The 19,348-nt window shown below is 60.2% G+C and carries 17 protein-coding genes; 13 read left to right on the top strand and 4 right to left on the bottom strand.

The window, feature by feature from the left end:
- The first annotated feature begins 22 nt into the window (after positions 1-22).
- From JMF94_RS12670 to JMF94_RS12635, 8 genes are all read left to right on the top strand, one after another.
- Positions 23-502, top strand: a complete 480-nt coding sequence (locus tag JMF94_RS12670) for a siroheme decarboxylase subunit beta (protein ID WP_240825506.1) — start codon at positions 23-25, stop codon at positions 500-502.
- Between the two features lie 15 nt (positions 503-517).
- Entirely contained in the window at positions 518-1,789 is a 1,272-nt protein-coding gene (hemL, locus tag JMF94_RS12665) for a glutamate-1-semialdehyde 2,1-aminomutase (protein WP_240825505.1), read from the top strand.
- Between the two features lie 121 nt (positions 1,790-1,910).
- Positions 1,911-3,128 (top strand): cobalamin biosynthesis protein, encoded by a 1,218-nt coding sequence (locus tag JMF94_RS12660; protein ID WP_240825503.1) that lies wholly within the window; start codon positions 1,911-1,913, stop codon positions 3,126-3,128.
- Positions 3,128-3,907, top strand: a complete 780-nt coding sequence (gene cobJ, locus JMF94_RS12655; RefSeq protein WP_240825500.1) for a precorrin-3B C(17)-methyltransferase — start codon at positions 3,128-3,130, stop codon at positions 3,905-3,907. The genes JMF94_RS12660 and cobJ overlap by 1 nt, the downstream gene beginning before the upstream one ends.
- Before the next feature lie 97 nt (positions 3,908-4,004).
- Positions 4,005-4,391: a cytochrome c3 family protein gene (locus tag JMF94_RS12650; protein WP_240825498.1), complete on the top strand. Its 387-nt coding sequence runs from the start codon at positions 4,005-4,007 to the stop codon at positions 4,389-4,391.
- Positions 4,392-4,653: 262 nt separating this feature from the next.
- A complete protein-coding gene (locus tag JMF94_RS12645; RefSeq protein WP_240825496.1) occupies positions 4,654-7,140 on the top strand; it encodes a hypothetical protein in 2,487 nt (828 codons plus the stop codon).
- A gap of 444 nt (positions 7,141-7,584) precedes the next feature.
- Positions 7,585-7,755: a hypothetical protein gene (locus tag JMF94_RS12640; RefSeq protein WP_192112785.1), complete on the top strand. Its 171-nt coding sequence runs from the start codon at positions 7,585-7,587 to the stop codon at positions 7,753-7,755.
- A gap of 1 nt (position 7,756) precedes the next feature.
- Positions 7,757-8,497 carry a ubiquinone/menaquinone biosynthesis methyltransferase gene (locus tag JMF94_RS12635; protein ID WP_346770025.1) on the top strand — a complete coding sequence of 247 codons (741 nt, stop codon included), beginning with the start codon at positions 7,757-7,759 and terminating at the stop codon, positions 8,495-8,497.
- Between the two features lie 108 nt (positions 8,498-8,605).
- Here JMF94_RS12635 and JMF94_RS12630 read toward each other — a convergent pair whose 3' ends face one another.
- Positions 8,606-8,803, bottom strand: a complete 198-nt coding sequence (locus JMF94_RS12630; RefSeq protein WP_240825494.1) for a DUF2065 domain-containing protein — start codon at positions 8,801-8,803, stop codon at positions 8,606-8,608.
- A 160-nt stretch (positions 8,804-8,963) separates the two neighbouring features.
- On the opposite strand from JMF94_RS12630, the gene mqnB reads away from it, so the two are divergent.
- From mqnB to JMF94_RS12605, 5 genes are all read left to right on the top strand, one after another.
- A complete protein-coding gene (gene mqnB / locus JMF94_RS12625; protein WP_240825492.1) occupies positions 8,964-9,725 on the top strand; it encodes a futalosine hydrolase in 762 nt (253 codons plus the stop codon).
- A gap of 7 nt (positions 9,726-9,732) precedes the next feature.
- Positions 9,733-10,698, top strand: coding sequence for a polyprenyl synthetase family protein (locus tag JMF94_RS12620; protein ID WP_192112781.1), 966 nt, complete (start codon positions 9,733-9,735; stop codon positions 10,696-10,698).
- A gap of 27 nt (positions 10,699-10,725) precedes the next feature.
- On the top strand, positions 10,726-13,725 hold the full coding sequence (locus JMF94_RS12615; RefSeq protein WP_240825490.1) for an AIR synthase-related protein: 3,000 nt from the start codon (positions 10,726-10,728) through the stop codon (positions 13,723-13,725).
- Between the two features lie 434 nt (positions 13,726-14,159).
- Positions 14,160-14,978, top strand: a complete 819-nt coding sequence (locus tag JMF94_RS12610; RefSeq protein ID WP_240825487.1) for a septal ring lytic transglycosylase RlpA family protein — start codon at positions 14,160-14,162, stop codon at positions 14,976-14,978.
- Positions 14,979-15,122: 144 nt separating this feature from the next.
- Positions 15,123-16,016 (top strand): DMT family transporter, encoded by an 894-nt coding sequence (locus JMF94_RS12605; protein WP_240825484.1) that lies wholly within the window; start codon positions 15,123-15,125, stop codon positions 16,014-16,016.
- A 55-nt stretch (positions 16,017-16,071) separates the two neighbouring features.
- On the opposite strand, the gene leuB is transcribed toward JMF94_RS12605, so the two are convergent.
- From leuB to JMF94_RS12590, 3 genes are all read right to left on the bottom strand, one after another.
- Positions 16,072-17,145, bottom strand: a complete 1,074-nt coding sequence (leuB, locus tag JMF94_RS12600) for a 3-isopropylmalate dehydrogenase (protein ID WP_192112777.1) — start codon at positions 17,143-17,145, stop codon at positions 16,072-16,074.
- A gap of 315 nt (positions 17,146-17,460) precedes the next feature.
- Positions 17,461-17,952, bottom strand: a complete 492-nt coding sequence (leuD, locus tag JMF94_RS12595) for a 3-isopropylmalate dehydratase small subunit (RefSeq protein ID WP_240825481.1) — start codon at positions 17,950-17,952, stop codon at positions 17,461-17,463.
- Between the two features lie 69 nt (positions 17,953-18,021).
- A complete protein-coding gene (locus JMF94_RS12590; protein WP_240825479.1) occupies positions 18,022-19,284 on the bottom strand; it encodes a 3-isopropylmalate dehydratase large subunit in 1,263 nt (420 codons plus the stop codon).
- Positions 19,285-19,348 lie beyond the last annotated feature (64 nt).

Raw genomic sequence — 19,348 nt, 5'->3', positions numbered from 1 at the left:
AGCCCATCGTACCGGAGAATTCATGAGCCGTCAGTTTACCCCCGCAGAACAAGCCGTGCTGCGCATCGTGCAGGACAACCTGCCGGATTCGCTCACGCCCTACGCAGATATTGCCGAAAAGGCAGGAATGACAGAAGCCCAGGTGCTTGAGCTGCTTGGTTCGCTCAAGGAATCCGGGGCAATCCGCCGTTTTGGCGCCAGCATCAAACACCAGAAAACCGGCTGGACGCACAACGCCATGGTGGCCTGGAAGATCGACGCCGACCTGGTGGAACAGTGCGGCACGCAGGCCGCACTGCACAACCATATCTCCCATGTCTACTACCGCCCGAGTTCCGCGCCAGACTGGCCGTATGAACTCTACACCATGATTCATGGCCGCAGCGAGGCCGAGTGCCTTGGCGTGGTGGAAGACCTCAAGCGTGATACCCTGCTGCGCGAGCATGCCGTGCTGCGCAGCCTCAAGGAACTGAAAAAAATTTCCATGACCTATTTTGCCTGATACAAGGAGCCTTTGATGGATACCACTTCTCGGCAGCTTTTTGAAAAGGCCTGCGCGGTTATTCCCGGCGGCGTCAACAGCCCTGTGCGCGCCTGCCACAACGTGGACAGCCAACCCCTGTTCATAGCCGAAGCTCACGGCTGCCGGATTACCGATGTGGACGGCCACGAGTACGTTGACTTTGTACTCTCCTGGGGGCCCATGATCCTTGGGCATGACGAACCTTCCGTCACCCGGGCCGTGTGCGAGGCCGCCAAACGCGGCACCAGCTACGGCGCTCCCTGCCCGGCGGAAGTAACCCTGGCCGAAGAAGTGGTTGCCGCCATGCCCAGCCTTGAAATGGTGCGCATGGTCAACTCCGGCACAGAGGCCACCATGAGCGCCCTGCGCCTGGCCCGCGCCGCCACCAAGCGGGACAAGGTGCTCAAGTTTGTGGGCTGCTACCACGGCCACGCCGATCCCTTCCTCGCCGCCGCAGGTTCCGGCCTTGCCACGTTCTCCATTCCCGGCACTCCCGGCGTGCCCGCCGCCGTTGTGGCCGACACCCTGCTTGCGCCTTACAACGACATTGATGCCGTCAAGGCCATCTTTGAGCAGCATGGCGCGAGTATTGCCGCCATCATTGTGGAGCCTGTAGCCGCCAACATGGGCCTTGTGCTCCCCAAACCCGGATTTCTTGAAGGCCTGCGCTCCGTCTGCGACCAGTACGGCAGCCTGCTCATTTTTGACGAAGTCATCACCGGTTTTCGCGCGGCCTTTGGCGGCGCGCAGGCCCGCTTCAGCATAGATCCCGACCTCACCACCTTTGGCAAGATCATTGGCGGCGGTCTGCCCGTGGGGGCCTTTGGCGGAAAGCGCCGCTACATGGAGCTCATCGCGCCCAGAGGCGGCGTGTATCAGGCGGGTACGCTTTCGGGCAATCCGCTGGCAATGGCTGCTGGCATAGCAACCTTGCGCTACCTCAAAACCGCTGACTACGCGGCACTTGAAAAGCGTACCCATGCCTTTGCCATGGAGCTGCGCGACATTCTGGCTTCCAAGGGCGTGCCGATTCAGATGCCCACCCTTGCTTCCATGTTCTGCCCCTATTTCAGCGAACAGGAAGTTACGGATTTTGCCAGCGCCACGCTGTGCGATCAGGCGCTTTTCACCACGTTCTACAAGCAGATGCGCACCCACGGCATCTACCTTGCGCCTTCCGGCTACGAGACGGGCATGGTTTCCTTTGTCCACACGGACGAGGATTTCAACAAGGCCCTGGACGCTGCCCGCAAGGTCATTTTTTAAGTCGAACCAGCAAGAAGGGGACCTCGCATGCAGGGGTTCCCTTCTTTATTTTTTCCTCGCAGCGGAATCCGCCGTATCCCCGTTGCCGCGCGTCACCAGACAAGCAGCCTAGGGAGGCCCCTTGCACAGTCCCCGCCGAATCACCGCGCTTGCCTGCTATGCGCTCAGCCAGTCTGCCCTGCCTCTGGCGCAGCGTCTGACGGACTGCCTTGCGGCCAAACCGTGGGGCCTGCCCGGTCAACTCCAGCCTCCCGCGCGTCCGGCCCAGCCATCAGAGCACACAGCCCCCGGCAAGCCCTCCGGTCTGGCCCGCGTGGAAATTTTCGCCCCCTCGCGGTTTTGCCCTGCGGGTGTTACGCCCTTTGAAAAAATCGGCTCTCTGCTGGCGGCAACCTATAAAAATTTTGCGGCGCATGCCTTCATCGGCGCTACGGGTATAGCCGTGCGCGCGCTTGCGCCCCTGCTGGCGCACAAGAGCACCGATGCCCCTGTGATTGTACTTGATCCTGCGGGGCAGCACGTCATAAGCCTGCTCTCCGGCCACTGGGGCGGAGCCAACGAACTGGCTAGCCATGTGGCCCACCTGCTCGGCGCTACGGCAGTTATCACCACAGCATCGGACACGGCCTCAGATGCGCCCGGAGCAGGGACAAACCACCCCCGCAAGAGCGCTCCTGCGCTGGATATGCTCCTGCGCGACGCGGGGCTGCTGCCCGTGGACTGGAACCGCCTGCCCGCAGCGCAGGCCGCCATGATCGAAGGGGAAAGCCTGAGCCTTTGGGATCCCTGCCATGCCGTGCCGGATCATCCCCAGTTGCAGCGCCTGCCCGCAGGGGAAGCCGAGGCCACGCCGCCAGAACAGTTCGGCCCTCTGGTTGCGGCGCATTGGCGCGAGCTTGCACCAAGCCCCGCAATCTTGCGTGTGGCAGTTCCCCGACTGGTGATAGGTCTTGGCTGCCGCAAAAACGCGCCCGGCGATATGGTGGAAACCGCTACACGCAAACTGCTGGCGGCCCAAGGGCTTGAACCTCTGGCTGTGGCTGCGCTGGCGACCGTGAAAGAAAAATTACAGGAGCCCGCCCTGCTGGCCCTTGCCGAGCGGCTTGGCGTTCCCTTGCATGGATTTGAAGCCGCCGATCTTGCGCGCTGCCCCACGCCCAATCCGTCCGCAGCGGCGGGCAGACGCTTTAAACAGCCGCCTTTCAGTGTGTGCGAAGCAGCGGCTCTGCTGGCGGCAGCGCAGATTTTTCCGGCGGGCGCGCCCCGCCTGCTCCTCCCCAAAACTATCGAGCAAGGCCAGTTGACTCTGGCCCTAGCCATCTCGGACAGGATTGAATGATGAACCCAGCCAGTCTGCATGTTGTCGGCCTTGGCCCCGGCGATGCCGCATGTCTTACCCCTCAGGCCCGCACGGCCATAGCGAATGCATCCTGCGTGGCTGGCTACAGCCTCTACATGGAACTGGTGCCGCCGGAACTGCTGGCAGGCAAGCAGTGCATCAGCACCGGTATGCGGCACGAGGAAGAACGCTGTTCTGCGGCGGTGGACGCAGCGCTGTCAGGCCAGCCCACGGCCCTTGTCTGCTCTGGCGACCCCGGTATCTATGCGCTGGCGGGTCTGGCCCTCGAAATTCTGGAAAGCCGGGGCCTTGTGGGCAGAGTGCCCTTCAATGTTGTGCCGGGCGTTCCGGCGGTCTGCGCGGCGGCAGCCCTGCTGGGCGCTCCCCTGATGCACGATTTTGCCTGCATCAGTCTGAGCGACCTGCTCACGCCCTGGGAAACCATTGAACGCAGGCTCCACGCGGCCCTTGAGGCCGATTTTGTCTGTGCTATCTATAATCCCCGTTCCAAGGGGCGCCCCCACCATCTGGAACAGGCTCTTGAAATTGCCCGGCAATCCCGCGCGCCGCACTGCCCTGTAGGACTTGTGCGTAAGGCCTTTCGCCCCGGCGAAGAGGCCCGCGTGTTCCGCCTTGACCAATTTGACCCGGAACAGGTCGACATGCTCTCCATACTCATCATTGGCAATGCAGAGAGTCGGGCGCTGGGGAACTTCATGCTCACCCCCAGAGGTTACGCGCGCAAAAAGACTTCCAATCTCGGCAACTTATCAAAATAGTTGGAATGTCATTTTTCCATAGTCATTGACTTACCGTAATGAGAGCCGTAAAATCACACCAATTTGTTCTCATCTGCCGCACAAAAGGAGGTCTGCCGTGAAGAAAGTTCTGGTTCTTACCTGTATCATGGTGTTTGCCCTGGCTCTGCCCGCGCTTGCAGCGCCCGCCGCTCCTGACAAACCGCTGGAATTCAAGGGTTCCCAAAAGACCGTTATGTTCCCGCACGCTGTGCATGCCAAGGTTGAATGCGTTACCTGTCACCATCAGGTTGACGGCAAGGAAAGCTTTGCCAAGTGCGGCAGCTCCGGTTGCCACGACGACCTCGCAGGCAAGCAGGGCGAAAAGAGCCTGTACTATGTTGTGCACACCAAGAAAGAACTCAAGCACTCCAACTGCATCGGCTGCCACTCCAAGGTTGTGGAAGAAAAGCCCGAACTCAAGAAAGATCTGACCGCCTGCGCCAAGTCCAAGTGCCATCCGTAGGTCTGGTTAGCTGCCTAGCTCCAAAAGCCGCCTCTAGGCGGCTTTTTTGTTGGCTTGGCGATCTTGCCTCTGACGGCAACAGTTCCTGACTGTTTTCCGGCCCGACTTTTTTTGCAAAATCGCGGCAGAAGGCAATTCTGGCGCAAAGAGTTTTGTCCTATTTGCGTCTTTTGCCATAAACTGATACGAAAATCTGTCGTTTTTGCAGTATGAAACGATGTATTTTGCATGACTCCGGCCTTTGGCCGCTGCACATAACCCCATGAGGTGGCGCATGGTTGCCAAGAACACCGCTGAAACCGATGACCAGATCATCGATCTCACAGAACTGATCGAAAAAGGCGAAGTTCCGGCAAACGATCCGTCCGAGCAGCCCCAGGCCGCTGCCGCCCCCGATGTGGAGGCGGATCAGGAGGCGCTGAACGAACATCTGCGCGGCCTCAACGATGGTTCAAATGCTGCGGATGCAGAAATTGACGACCTGCTCGCCCAGATGGACATCAAGGACGAAGGCCAGGACGCCCCCAATGACGTGGCGCTGGACTTCTCCGCTCCGTCTACGCAGACCGATCACCCCATTGACCCCAATGAGCAGTTGCTCATGCCGGGCATGGGCGATGTGGACAACCTGCTCAACGCCCTTGATATCCCCCCGCAGCCATCGGAAAGGGAGCCGGAAATTGCCGCCCCTGCCAGCGCAAGCCCTGTCGCAAGTCAGGCCGCTGACGATGCCGTGGACGCCCTGCTGAATGATTTTCATGCTACTGCGCCCGCGCCTCAAGCGTCTGCTGAACCACAAAACAGTATTCCTGATCTGGACGAACTGCTGGCATCTGTGAGTGCCGCCCCGGCCACCGGAAACACAAGCGATATTGACGACCTGCTCAACGCTGGCAACCTCGCAGATGCAAAGGCCGAACCTGCGACAGCAGCACCTTCCGCTGCGCAAAGCCCAGCCTTTTCCAACGATGATCTCGACAGCCTGCTGGCCGCTGCGGCCAATGGGCTGGATGTGCCCCCAAGTCCTGCGCAGGCAGCTGCCCCGGCACCAGCTGCCGTTTCTGCTCCAGCTTCGACACCTGCACCAGCACCCGCTGCAAGCCCAGACATGGGCGCCGACCTCGGTGTGGATATCGACAGCCTGCTGGCTGCCGCCGCAGACGACTTGCAGGGCAAGCTCGACGCTGTCCAGCCAGAAGCGGCTCCCACGCCGCAACCGAATCCTGTTCCTGCGCCAGCTCCAGCGCCAACCCCTGCTGCAAGCCCGGATATGGGTGCCGACCTCGGCGTGGACATCGACAGCCTGCTGGCTGCCGCCGCAGACGATTTGCAGAGCAAGCTTGACGCTGTCCAGCCAGAAGCGGCTCCCGCGACGCAACCAACTCCTGTTCCTGCGCCAGCTCCAGCGCCAGCCCCTGCTGCAAGCCCGGATATGGGTGCCGACCTCGGCGTGGATATCGACAGCCTGCTGGCTGCCGCCGCAGACGACTTGCAGAGCAAACTTGACGCTGCCCAGCCCGAAACGGCCCCCGCGCCTGCTTCGGAACCTCAGCCCGATCTGAATGCAGACCTCGACAGCCTGCTGGCTGCTGTGACCGGCGGTGCGGCCCCTGCCTCTGAACCGCAGGAAGAAATTTCCGATGTTCTGCTCCATCCCGAGCTGGAACTCATGGCCGATGCACAGCCAGAGCCTGTTGCTGAAACATTGCCCGACTCTTCGCCAGAACTGGAACCAGTGTTGGAGTCAGTTCAGGCCCCCCAGCCGGAACAGGCTATGGAACTGCCCACAGATTTTGACGCACTGCTGGCCGCCGCTACGGAACAAGCAGCCACAGACCATGCGGATGTGGCCTCGGCAGACATGCAGGACATTATGGCAGATGCCTCAGCTCAGGCAGAATCCGATGTATTTGAAGCCGTTGCCGCCGCTGAACCAGCGCAGGCCGATGAGCTTCCCCTGCTTGAACCCGATGAAATCCTGCCGCCGGATGCCGACGTGCGGACAGAGCCTTCCGTAGATGAACCTGCCGAAATGGAAGCTGCCGAAGTGGAGCCTGATGCGGCAGATATGCCGGAAAGCGCCGGGCAGTTCTCCTATGAACCCGCATTCAGGCCTCAGGCGGCCCCTGTTACGGATTCGACAGATATGACAACTGCCGTTGCCGCCGCAGCCGTTTCCGGCGCAGCCCTTGAGGCTGTCATGGAGCAGGCCAAAGAGGCCTCGTCTCACGCCATTGACGCCTTTGCCCAGGCCTTTGACGCCTCCACGCGCGCGGCAGATGCTGCCGAAACCGCCAGCAAGCTTACCGAACGAGTTGAGCAGTGCGAGGCCGCGCTTCAGGAAGCCGGGGATCGCATCATTGCGCTGGAAACCGCGCTGGAAGCCCAGATTCACGCATCGCATGAGCTGGCCGCCAACAGCCTGCCCCGTCAGGAACTGGAAGACATGTTTGTCGAGGGGCATCCCCTGCATCAGAGCCTCATGGATTGCATCGGCAAGGCGGTTGCGGCAGCCCTGGCATCTGCGCCGCCCCCGCAGGCCGAACCTAACGATGCGCAATCGCTTGTGGAAGAGCGCCTGCAACCCGTTGTCACTGCCGCCCGCAGCGCCACGGCGCGCATAGACGCCCTTGAAACACGGCTGGATGCCCTTGAACCGCGCTTCAACGACAGGGTGGAACGGGCCGCTGCCGCAGCTGCGGCGCGCATACTGCGCGAAGAGATCGGCAGACTGCTCGAAGACCAGTAGGGGGCTTTTTGCCCTATGCAGCGGGGCGCAACCAGCCGCCGAACCATTCCGGATTGTTGGTGCCTGTTGGCAGCATGACTGCCCGTCTGTACTACGAGATTTTTGGAGTAATCCCCTTGGCAACGTGCCCCAAGGCGAACCAGATTCGCCCCTTGCCAGGGCCCCGCTTCAATCGTTGCTTCGCCGACAGCGGGTATTTCAAGGTTAAACGGCTCCAGGCGCACAGGCATGTCGGCCTTGCCAATGACAGGCGGAACGCATATGCTGTTGCGCGGTTTCGCGGGCGCTGCCCCGTGATTCTCAATCAAAAAACAAAGGGGCGGGGGCTGTTGCTTCCGTTTCTTAACCCGTCCAGGCAATACCCGCTGTGGGTCACGGCCGTTCCCCAAAGGGGCGGGTTTTTCATATTTGCCGCGCCCGTCAGGGCCGGAAGCTGAGGCCCGCATGGATAAGGATCGCAAGGAAGCCCTTCAGGTTGCCAAGGAACTGACCGCCAAATTCATAGAAACGCGCACGGTTTCCCCCAGCAATTTTGCTGAGGTATTTCCTTCGGTCTATCGTGTTGTCTGCGCCGCCATCGGTGTGGATGCCGACCAGGACAAGGCCGGGAAATAACGTGGAATCTCCCCGCAACAACGCTACGGAAACTGTTGTCAAACCTGCGCACGATGCGGCTGTGGCAGGCATGTTTGGTCGTATTGTGCCTTTTTATGACCTGCTGAACCGCGTGCTCAGCCTCGGGCTTGACCAATACTGGCGCAAGGTGCTGGCGCAAAACGTGCGCTTGGGCGATACCGGGCGCGTACTGGATCTGGCGGCTGGCACGTTGGATGTTTCCCTTGCCATTCGCCGCCGCCACCCCTCGGCCATTGTTCCGGCCATGGATTTTTGCCCGCCCATGCTGGTGCGCGGCAGCCGCAAGCTCAAGGACGCCAACGCCCGCTGCATTCTGCCTGTTGCCGCAGACGCCAAGCGTCTGCCCCTGCCCGATGCTTCTGTTGACTGCATCACCATTGCCTTTGGCATTCGCAATATTCTGCCCCGCGAGGCGGCTTTTGCCGAAATGCTGCGCGTTCTGCGCCCCGGCGGCAGGGCCTGCATTCTTGAATTCGGTTCCGGGCAGGAGCGCATCTGGGGCGGCCTGTACAACGTGTATCTCAACCACCTGCTGCCCAGGGTTGGCAAAGTCTTTTCAAAAGATCCGGGCGCGTATGAGTACCTTGCCGATACCATCCGCAAGTTCCCCTCGGCCCTCAGCCTTGAAAAAGAAATGCGCGCAGCGGGCTTTGAACGTGCATGGCACGAAAAGCTCACGTCCGGCATTGTCTGCCTGCATGTGGGTGAAAAAGCGCGCTAGATCAGATTGACGCACAAGAATATGCTGTTTCCTTGCCATCTGACGGCAAACGGCATCTGGAGGCTCACCGGTCGGCAAGCCAGACGAGGTGACGCAGGGAACCATGCCTCACCGCGAGGCCAATGCCACCAGACCAAGCCCTACGGCCAGGGCGATCAGCCCAAGGACGCGGAGACGGCTTTCCGGCTGGGGCAGCAATTGCAGCAGGGCACGCCGCATGCCGCCGGGAAAGAGTGTCCAGCAAAGGCCCTCAATAACGATGGCCAGACCAAGAGCGCGGAGAAAAAGGGCGTAATCGAATTTCATGGTTTTCTGGTGACGGAAAACCCGCCTTTTGTAAAGGAACGAATCATGGCTGCTCACACGGCGCTGTACAAAGGCACAAGCTTGACCTGCGGGGGAAATCCCGCAGGCGCGCTCTGTCCAGACCTGCGTCCGGCAAGCAGCAGCCAAAGGCAGTAATCCTGTGAGCCTGCTGCTTTGCGCCGCCACCGGCCCGGAACTGGCGAGCCTTGTGCCCGGTTTTTCCCCGGCGGGGCTTGCCGCCACAGCCGGGGAAGCAACTGAAAGCCCGGCAAAATCCTGGCCAGAAATGCACCTTTGGCCCGTGAGCCTCAAGCATGGCACCGCGCTGTGCTGCATTACCGGAGTCGGCCCCATTAACGCCGCTCTGGCCATGGGCATGGCCCTTTGCCGGGCTAAAGCCGAGGGTACGCCCATAACGGCTGTGCTCAACGCAGGCCTTGCCGGGGCCTTTGACCTGACAGAGCGTCGGCTTCTGGGATTGTGCATGGTGAGCGAAGAAATCTGGCCCGAATACGGTCTGCACGACGGGCGCTCCGTCACCGCCGAAGCTTTTGGCTTTCCGCAGTGGCAACCAGAGAGCGGGCCTGCGGTGCGCAACCGCCTGTCCCTGGCAGGGCCGGAAGCGCTGGAACGCTTTGGCGCACGTCAGCAACGGCATGTTTTTTTGCCATGCACATCGCTCACCGTGGCCGGGGTCAGCGCAAGTTTTGCCAGAGCGGCAGACCTACGCGCCCGCTACCGGGCTGATCTGGAAAATATGGAAGGCTTTGCCGTAGCGTATGCCTGCGCCCGCGAGGGCATCCCCTGTGTGGAAGCGCGCAGCGTTTCCAACAAGGTCGGGCCGCGCGCCAATGATGAAAAGGATTTTCCCGGCGCGCTGCGCGCGCTTACGCGGGTGTTGCCCGCGCTTAACCTTATCTGAGTAGCATATGATCCAACTGAAAGCACGTCTGGCCCTTGAGCTGCCCGGCATCAACCGCGCTCTGAACAAGGCAGTGGATACCCTGCCGGAACCGGTGCGGCCTGTGGCCCGGCATATTTTTGATGCGGGCGGCAAGCGCCTGCGGCCCCTGCTGACCGTGCTCACGGCCCGTCTGCTGGGGCATGAGGCCAAGAGCATACAGGATCTGGCGATCACGCTGGAAATGCTCCACGCCGCAACCCTGCTGCACGACGATGTGCTGGACAATGCCGTAAGCCGCCGTGGCAAGCCCGCTGCGCATACGCTTTTTGACGTTTCCAGCGTCATTCTTGCAGGCGATGCCCTGCTGGCCGGGGCCAACGCCCTGGTGGCCAATTACGGCGACACGCGACTGACCCGCTGTTTTTCGGAAGCCACCAGCCGCACAGCGGCGGGTGAAATCCTCGAGATCGCGGCCCAGCGCCGCGTGGATTCCAGCAGCGCCGACTATGAAGACATGGTGCGCGGCAAAACGGCCTGGCTTATTCGCGCTGCCTGTGAAATGGGCGCGCTTGCCGCCGGGGCCGATGATGCCGCAGTGGCCGCTGCCGCCGCCTATGGCGAAAACCTTGGCATGGCCTTTCAGATGGTGGACGATGCCCTTGATTTCGCGCCAGAAAGCGTGACAGGCAAGCCCACTGGCGGCGATGTGCGCGAGGGCAAGCTCACGCCGCCCCTGCGCCTCTACCGCGACAGCCTGAGCACCGCAGAACGCAGCGCCTTTGACGCCGCCTTTTGCGCAGGGCTGATGACGGAAACCGATGCCGCAAGCATTGCCGAGAGCATCCGGCAGGCCGGACATGACGATGCCGTGCGCCGTCAGGCCGATGAATTTCTTGACGCGGCCAGGCAGGCATTAGAAACTCTGCCTGACAGACCCGAGCGCGAGCTTATGCGCCAGATGGCCGACTACGTGCGCGACAGAAAAAAGTAAGCAGCCAAACCAAGAGGAATGCAAATCATGCTCTATAGGGTGGAAACCGGCCCCCGCGCCGGACTTGACGATACCCAGGGCCGCAAGACGGCCCAGCACCTGCGCAAGGCGCTGAACATTTCTGTTTCTGGCGTTCGCCAGATCAAGGTCTTTACGGCTGACGGGCTTGATGCCGCGCAGGTGGCCCGCTTGCTGGACGAAAGCATCTGGCACGACCCCATCCTTCAGGAAGCCTCCCTTGAACCGCTGCCACTGCTGGACCCTGCGGCAGACTGGTTTGTGGAAGTGGGCTTCCGCCCCGGCGTGACAGATAACGAGGCCCGCACCGCACGCGACACCGCCGCCATGGTGCTGGACATCCCGCGCGACAGCCTGCGCGTGTATACTGCCGTGCAGTACCGCATCAGCAGCGACAAGGCCGCGCCCCTCACACGCGAGCAGGTGGACATGCTGGCCCGCGACCTTTTGTGCAACACGCTCATCCAGCGCTACCGCATCAAGAGCCGTCAGGAATGGGACGCCCAGCCCGGCTTTGAAGCGCAGGCCGCCAGGGTTACAGGCGAGATCAACGAAACCGTTGACACCATCGCTCTTTCCGCCATGGACGACGAAGCCCTGACCAAGGCCAGCCGCGAAAATACCTGGGCGCTCAACCTCAAGGAAATGCACAGTATCCGCGAGCAGTTCACCGCGCAGGAAGAAGCTGACCGCCGCAAGGCCCTTGGCCTGCCCGCCGACCCCACGGATGTGGAAATGGAAGTGCTGGCCCAGACGTGGTCCGAGCACTGCAAGCACAAGATTTTTGCCTCGCGCATCAATTATACCGATGCCGCCACGGGCCGCAGCGAAGTGGTGGACAACCTCTACAAGACCTGCATCCGCGACGCCACGGCCATGCTGCGCGAGCGCATGGGTGAAGACGACTACTGCAAGTCCGTTTTCAAGGACAACGCGGGCGTTATCGCCTTTATCAACGGCTACGACGCCTGCATCAAGGTTGAAACCCACAACAGCCCTTCGGCGCTCGACCCGTACGGCGGCGCGCTCACCGGCATTGTGGGCGTGAACCGTGACCCCATGGGCACCGGCATGGGCGCGGAACTGGTGTGCAATACGGACGTGTTCTGCTTTGCCTCGCCCTTCCACGATAAAAACCTGCCCCCGCGCCTGCTGCACCCCCGCCGCGTGCTGGAAGGCGTGCGCGAAGGCGTGGAACACGGCGGCAACAAGTCGGGCATTCCCACGGTCAACGGTTCGCTGGTTTTTGACGAGCGCTATCTTGGCAAGCCGCTGGTTTACTGCGGCACCGTGGGCATCATCCCCGCAGAGATTCATGGCCGCCCCGGCTGGTTCAAGCAGGCCGAAGAAGGCGACTACATTGTCATGACCGGCGGCCGCATCGGCAAGGACGGCATCCACGGCGCGACCTTCTCTTCTGAAGAGCTGCACGAAGGCTCGCCCGCCACTGCGGTGCAGATCGGCGACCCCATCACCCAGCGCAAGATGTACGACTTCATCATGCGCGCCCGCGATATGGGCCTGTACCACGCCATCACCGACAACGGCGCCGGCGGCCTTTCCTCCTCAGTGGGTGAAATGGCAGAAGATACGGGCGGCTGCGTGCTGGATATCGCCAAGGCTCCGCTGAAATACGATGGCCTGCGCCCCTGGGAAATTCTGCTTTCTGAAGCGCAGGAACGCATGACCCTGGCCGTTTCGCCGGAAAAGCTCGAAGAATTCATGGCCCTTGCCGCCCGCATGGATGTGGAGGCCACGGCCCTTGGCCGCTTCACCACATCCGGCTTCTTTGAAGTGCGCTACCACGACCGCATCATCGCCTCCATGCCCATGGAATTCATGCACGACGGCGTGCCGCAGCTCGAGCTTGAAGCCGAATGGAAGGCCCCTGAGATCACCGACGTCACCGTGGACGTGGCCGAAGTTGAGCAGACCGCATTTTTGCAGCGCATGCTCGGCACGCTCAATATCTGCTCCAAGGAATACATCATCCGCCAGTATGACCACGAAGTGCGCGGCGGTAGCGTGGTGAAACCCCTTGTGGGCGTCAAGCGCGACGGCCCGGCGGACGCTGGCGTTATCCGCCCCTTGCTGGAATCGGACGCGGGCCTTGTGATCTCCCATGGCATCTGCCCCAAGTTCAGCGATTACGACACCTACTGGATGATGGCCAACGCCATGGACGAAGCCATCCGCAATGCCGTTGCCGTGGGTGCAGACCCTGACGCCCTGGCAGGTGTGGACAACTTCTGCTGGTGCGACCCGGTGGTCAGCCCATCCAACCCTGACGGACGTTACAAGCTGGCTCAGCTTGTGCGCGCCTGCCGCGCCCTGCGCCAGTTCTCGCTGGCCTACGGCGTGCCGTGCATCTCGGGCAAGGACTCCATGAAGAACGACTACACCGGCGGCGGTGAGCGCATTTCCATTCCGCCCACGGTGCTGTTCTCCATTCTTGGCGTCATCCGCAACGTCACTGCGGCCCAGACCTCGGACTTCAAGCAGCCCGGCGATGCCATCTACGTGCTCGGCGGCACCTGGCGCGAAATGGCAGGCAGCGAAGCCGCTACGGAACTAGGCCTCAAGGGTGGCCGCGTACCCCATGTGGACGCCTCCAACGCCATGCTGCGCTACCGCGCGGTCAACGCCCTCATGGGCCAGCGCGCCATTTCCGCCTGCCACGACTGCTCTGACGGCGGCCTTGCCGTGGCCATTGCAGAAATGTGCATCGGCGGTCGCCTGGGTGCGGAAATCAACCTTGATGCCGTGCCCGCCTTTGAAGCCATGAACGTGACCGAACTGCTCTACAGCGAAAGCGCCAGCCGCCTGGTTGTGAGCGTCAAGCCCGATCTGGCCATGATTCTCGATGCGCTGGGAATGTGGCAGCCCTGTACCCGTATCGGTACTGTCACCGGTAACGGTCAGCTGACCATGAAATCCGGCGACAGCGTCATCGTCAACTCTTCGGTGGAAGATCTGGCCCGCGCTTTCAAGCGCACGCTGGACTGGTAACACCGCTACGACGGAACTGTCAGGGCAGGTAGCTTTGCGGCTGCCTGCCCTTTTTATTTGGCGGAATCCGGTGCCATTCCCTGCATTTCTGCGCAAATATTTCTGCCGCACGCAGGCTTTTGCCTCACCTCCATGCCAGTTCGCCATGCCGCGCGATCGTACCGATTTCATACTCCCCTGCTGCAATTTTGACATTTTCTAGACTATCTTTTTCAATAACCAATTGAATTAAAAGATTTTATCAGTTTGACACGGAGCATTTTTTTACTGTATAGTGCCTCTACAAAGAACAGGCATTCCCCTGGGGAACCGATGGACGTTGAGCGCAAGGCGCGCTTGCTGCCATCATTGGAAGGTTCCTGGGGTCAGAACCGCGGGCGCGGTTCGTCCGGCAATTTCGCTGGCCAGCCTCGAACACTAACAAAGGAACGATCATGAAGTATTCACGCTGGCCATTAGTGCTGGCGGCCATAGCCTTATGCATGCTTTTGGCCTCCCCCATGAACGCCGACGCGGCTTCACAAAGCGCTCCCTCCGATCAAAAGCATTCGAACGCTACCCCCCACGCCGCCAAAAAGTCTTCCGGCGACACTGAGACTCGCAAATCCAAACGCGAAAAGACCAGTGACAAAACCGCCTCTTCGCACAGCTCGCGCTCCAAGCGCGATAAAGCTGAATCGCGCTCCAAATCCAAGCAACGCAAATCCTCATCCACTGCGTCCTTATCCGAAAAAGAACGCCGGGATAGCACCGACAGCCGTGATATCTGGCTGAAACGCGCTCAGGAAAGCGAAATCATGGCCGGCAAGGCCTCATGGTATGGACGCGATTTCCATGGCGGCTCCACCGCCAGCGGGCTTGATTACGACATGTACACCTTTACCGCCGCGCACCGCACCCTGCCCATGGGCACGGTTGTTCGCGTCACCGACCAGAATAACGGCAAGAGCGTTATGGTCTGTGTGACAGACAGAGGCCCCTTTGTGCGCGGGCGCATCATTGATCTTTCCTTTGCCGCAGCGCAACAGATTGATATTGATGATAAAGGCATCAGCAAGGTCAAGCTGGAAGTCATCAGTGACGAAAGCGGCACGCCCCTCAAACCCGATGAAGCATATTTTGTGCGCTACAACGCCGCTCAGGGTGATGAAAAAATCGGCCCCTTCCGCGCATTTGCGGATGCAGCCGCCATGCATGAAGCACTGCGCCAGGTTCACCCCGAGGCTGAAGTGGTCATGGATCAATCCAAGTAACAGCGCGATACCTTCCGCGCTGCACACGCGCGACAACGTCCCCGGTTTGTACCGGGGACGTTTTTTTATGCCGTGCGCAAGCTTGCCACACTGTCGCTTCCCCGGTATGGAATCTGTTTGTTGTTCCCCACCAAGAAGGATGTCATGGGCTTTTTTTACAGTATTCTTTCTTCTGCGGCCTTTGGCCTTATCCCGCTGTTTACACTACCGCTGATGCATGGCGGCGTTTCAGGGCCTTCCGCCCTGTTCTATCGCTTTGCCATTGCCACAGTGGTGCTGGGCATAGTGCTTGCCGTACGCGGCGAAAGATTCAGCGCGCGCGGCATTGATCTGTGCAAGCTTGCCGCCATGAGTTCCATGTACACAATGGCGGCCCTGCTCTTTTTTTGGGGATTCAAGCACATGCCGAGCGGTGTTGTGGCAACGCTGCAATTTACCTATCCCGTCATGGTCATGCTGATTATGATTGTGTTTTATCACGAGCGCTTCTCGTGGATCACGGCCCTATCCATCCTGCTGGCAATTGCTGGCGTGTATCTGCTCTGCGGCGGAAGTGACGGCGACATGGGCGGGGCAAGCTTGCTGGCCGTGGCCCTGCTTCTGCTTTCCGCACTGTGCAACGCCGTATACATCACAACCATTTATGCCGCGCGCATTCCCAACATGAGCGGTCTTGTGATGACTTTTTACGTGCTGGCCTTTGGGGCGGTTATTTCCGGGGCCAACGCCCTGTTGTCAGACTCGTTCCAGCCCCTGCACTCATGGTGGGAACTGCTGCTCGCAACATTGCTGGCAGTGGTGACAGCCGTTATTTCAAACCTCACCCTCATTCTTGCAGTACAGCGCATCGGCTCCACGCTGACATCCATCCTTGGCGTTATGGAGCCTGTAACCGCCGTGGTGGTGGGTATTCTGGTATTCAGCGAGCCGTTCAGCATGTCGCTGGTCGCAGGGGTGGCCTTTATTGCCGCATCGGTTGTACTGGTCATGCTGGGCAAACAGATAACAGCCTTTTTTCAGCGCCACAAACACGCATAAAACAAAAGGCCGCCCGATGATGCGGACGGCCTTTTGAAATGGTTCGGAGCAGCGGCTACAGCCGCTCCACAACCTTGTCGCCCATCTCTTTGCAACCCAGCAGAGTTTTGCCGGGTTCCATAATGTCGCCAGTGCGGAAACCATCAGCCAAGGCCTTGCGCACTGCCGCCTCGATGGCATCGGCTTCCTTGCCCATATCAAAGCCAAGGCGCAGCATCATGGCCCCGGAAAGGATGGTGGCAAGGGGGTTGGCCTTGTTCTGCCCCGCGATGTCGGGAGCGGAGCCATGGATGGGTTCAAACAGGCCGGGGCCGGAAGCGCCCATGGAGGCCGAAGGCAGCATGCCCAGCGAGCCGGTGATGACCGAGGCTTCGTCAGACAGAATATCGCCAAAAATATTACCCGTGAGGATCACGTCAAACTGCGAAGGATCGCGCACAAGCTGCATGGCGGCATTGTCCACGTACATGTGAGTCAGTTCCACATCGGCGTATTGGCGATGGGTTTCAATGACCACTTCCTTCCACAGGCGCGAGGTTTCCAGCACGTTGCTCTTTTCCACAGAGCAGACCTTGTTGCGGCGTTTACGTGCCGTTTCAAAGGCCACCGTGGCAATGCGGCGGATTTCTTCCTCGTTGTACACCATGGTGTTGTAGCCGGTGCGCAGGCCATCGCGCATTTCCTGCCCGCGCGGTTCGCCAAAATAGATGTCGCCGGTCAGTTCGCGCACAACCACGAGGTCAAGGCCCTTGGCGGCGATGTCGGCGCGCAACAGGCACGCGCCGGCCAGTTCGGGCAACAGCATGGCCGGACGCAGGTTTGCAAAAAGCTCAAGCTCTTTGCGGATGCGCAGCAGGCCTTTTTCCGGCCGTTTTTCGGGCGCGAGGGCGTCCCACTTGGGGCCGCCCACAGCCGCCAGAAATACGGCGTCGGCATTGCGGCACTTGCGCACGGTTTCTTCCGGCAGGGGGTCGCCAGCCGCATCAATGGCGGAACCGCCGATGTGCGCGGTGTCGAAAACAAATTCGTGGCCAAACTTTTCAGCGGCGGCCTTGAGAACCTTAACACCTTCGGCCAGAATCTCCGGGCCGATGCCGTCACCCGGCAAGAGGCAGATGGTCTTTTTCATAAAATATCCTTGAACTCAATTCTTTCTGTTGATGCTCATTTTCTTATAATTAGCCGACTACCAGCTCTTTTTTACATGAAGATTTTTGCGCCAGAACAAGGAAAAAAGGGGATTGCCGACAGGAATATACTCTTACGGTATTTGACTGGAGGCAAAAGCCCGTTTTGACGCAGTTCTGACCAAAAATATCCTGTAAAAATTGGATTTTTGTTCTCAGGCAAGGCAGATAATCCTTTTACGCAGGGAGTGTACTCTCATGGTACTCGACCGGAGTAAAAAGGATTATCTAACGCAGCCAGAGGGCAAAAGGCCAATTTAGGCCAAGCGTTCCTTGACATAGCCAACCAACCCACCCTTATTCAGGATGGCAGCCATGGACTTGGGCAGCGGCGGGCAGGTTATCTGCGTGCCGTTGGTCAGATCGCGGATAATGCCGGTGGCGGCGTCGATTTCCAGCTCGTCGCCGTCATTGATCTTGTCCACGTCATCGCCCACTTCCATGAGCAGAAGGCCCATATTGAAGGAGTTGCGGTAAAAAATGCGCGCAAAGCTGTGTCCGATCACCACGTGCATGCCCGCGCCAAGAATGGCTATGGGCGCGTGTTCACGGGAAGAGCCGCAACCGAAGTTACGGCCCGCAACCATGATGTCACCGGGGGTCACGCGCTTGACCCAATCGGGTTCAAGGCCGGACATGCAGTTTTCACCCAGCTTTTTGGAATCGGTGGTAACCAGAAAACGCGCGGGAATGATGGCGTCCGTATCAATGTGTTCGCCCACTTTGTGAGCCTTACCTTTGTAATTCATGAGGCTGTCCTTCTTTCTCTGCGCCGGGCGCGGTGGGCCGTGGCACAGACAGGTGCTGATGTGTGCTGCCTACAGCTGATCAGGCCCGGCCACGCAACCCGCAATGGCCGAAGCGGCTGCCACGATGGGGCTTGCCAGATAAACCTCGGAACTCAAGCTGCCCATACGGCCCTTGAAGTTACGGTTGGTGGTGGCCACGGCGCGTTCTCCATCGCCCAGAATGCCCATGTGACCGCCAAGGCAGGGGCCGCATGTGCAGGGGCCGACCACGCAGCCGGATTCCATGAAGGTTTCGATGAGGCCTTCCTTGAGGCACTGCTTCCATACCGTGGGCGTGGAGGGCAGCACAATACAGCGCAGGTGCTTGGCAACCTTGCGGCCCCGCAGCACTTCGGCGGCGTCACGCATGTCGCTGATGCGGCCATTGGTGCAGGAACCGATAACCACCTGCTGGATGGGCGTATCACGCACCTCGGAAACAGGCTTGACGTTGGAGGGCAGGTGCGGGCAGGCCACCACAGGCTCCTTGCCGGTCACGTCAATATTGACTACGCGCTCGTAAACCGCGCCGGGGTCTGCGGCCAGATCCTGCGTCAGGCCGGGGCGCTTGTGCTCCGCACAGTAGGTGCGCGTTTTGGCGTCCACGGCAAACAGGCCCACCTTGCCGCCAGCTTCAATAGCCATGTTTGCCATGCACAGGCGGCCTTCAACAGAAAGATCGTCCACCACAGAGCCGCCGAATTCCAGGGCCTTGTAGAGAGCGCCGTCCACGCCGATGGCGCCGATGAGCATGAGCATCAGATCTTTGCCGCGCAGCCACTTGGGCATCTGACCGTTGATGTTCACGCGGATGGTGGAAGGCACCTTGAACCATGTTTCGCCCAGCGCCATTGCGGCGGCGATATCAGTAGAGCCCATACCCGTGGCAAAAGCGCCGATGCCGCCGTAGGTGCAGGTGTGGCTGTCTGCGCCAATGACCACATCGCCGGGGCCCACAAGTCCCTGCTCGGGCAGCAGGGTGTGCTCCACGCCGCAGTCGCCGCCTTCGTAATAGTGGGTGATGTTCTGTTCTTCGGCGAACTTGCGCGTCACCATGACCTGATTGGCGGAATCAATATCTTTTTGCGGCGTAAAGTGATCCATGACCAGAGCGATCTTGTCTTTGTCAAAAACCTTTTCCGCGCCCATTCCCTTGAAAGATTTGATGGCCAGCGGCCCGGTGATATCGTTGGCGAGCACCAGCGACACGCGGCACTGAACAATCTGGCCGTCCTGTTCCACAACTTCGTCTGTGTGGGCTTGCAAAATTTTTTGCGCAAGCGTCTGTGGCATGATCTACTCCTTTCATCCTGGCTCCACCGAGGGGGGGCGCGGCGAATACGGTGTTTCGTAAGGC

Source organism: Desulfovibrio sp. UIB00, assembly GCF_022508225.1.
Lineage (GTDB): Bacteria > Desulfobacterota > Desulfovibrionia > Desulfovibrionales > Desulfovibrionaceae > Desulfovibrio.
This window is presented reverse-complemented; position numbering and strand designations above follow the sequence as displayed.

Excerpts from the sequence above, each read along its gene's own strand:
- JMF94_RS12670 (WP_240825506.1), top strand. The coding sequence starts at position 23 with ATGAGCCGTCAGTTTACCCCCGCAGAACAAGCCGTGCTGCGCATCGTG.
- hemL (WP_240825505.1), top strand. The coding sequence starts at position 518 with ATGGATACCACTTCTCGGCAGCTTTTTGAAAAGGCCTGCGCGGTTATT.
- cobJ (WP_240825500.1), top strand. The coding sequence starts at position 3,128 with ATGAACCCAGCCAGTCTGCATGTTGTCGGCCTTGGCCCCGGCGATGCC.
- JMF94_RS12645 (WP_240825496.1), top strand. The coding sequence starts at position 4,654 with ATGAGGTGGCGCATGGTTGCCAAGAACACCGCTGAAACCGATGACCAG.
- JMF94_RS12640 (WP_192112785.1), top strand. The coding sequence starts at position 7,585 with ATGGATAAGGATCGCAAGGAAGCCCTTCAGGTTGCCAAGGAACTGACC.
- JMF94_RS12630 (WP_240825494.1), bottom strand. The coding sequence starts at position 8,803 with ATGAAATTCGATTACGCCCTTTTTCTCCGCGCTCTTGGTCTGGCCATC.
- JMF94_RS12620 (WP_192112781.1), top strand. The coding sequence starts at position 9,733 with ATGATCCAACTGAAAGCACGTCTGGCCCTTGAGCTGCCCGGCATCAAC.
- JMF94_RS12615 (WP_240825490.1), top strand. The coding sequence starts at position 10,726 with ATGCTCTATAGGGTGGAAACCGGCCCCCGCGCCGGACTTGACGATACC.
- JMF94_RS12610 (WP_240825487.1), top strand. The coding sequence starts at position 14,160 with ATGAAGTATTCACGCTGGCCATTAGTGCTGGCGGCCATAGCCTTATGC.
- JMF94_RS12605 (WP_240825484.1), top strand. The coding sequence starts at position 15,123 with ATGGGCTTTTTTTACAGTATTCTTTCTTCTGCGGCCTTTGGCCTTATC.
- leuB (WP_192112777.1), bottom strand. The coding sequence starts at position 17,145 with ATGAAAAAGACCATCTGCCTCTTGCCGGGTGACGGCATCGGCCCGGAG.
- leuD (WP_240825481.1), bottom strand. The coding sequence starts at position 17,952 with ATGAATTACAAAGGTAAGGCTCACAAAGTGGGCGAACACATTGATACG.
- JMF94_RS12590 (WP_240825479.1), bottom strand. The coding sequence starts at position 19,284 with ATGCCACAGACGCTTGCGCAAAAAATTTTGCAAGCCCACACAGACGAA.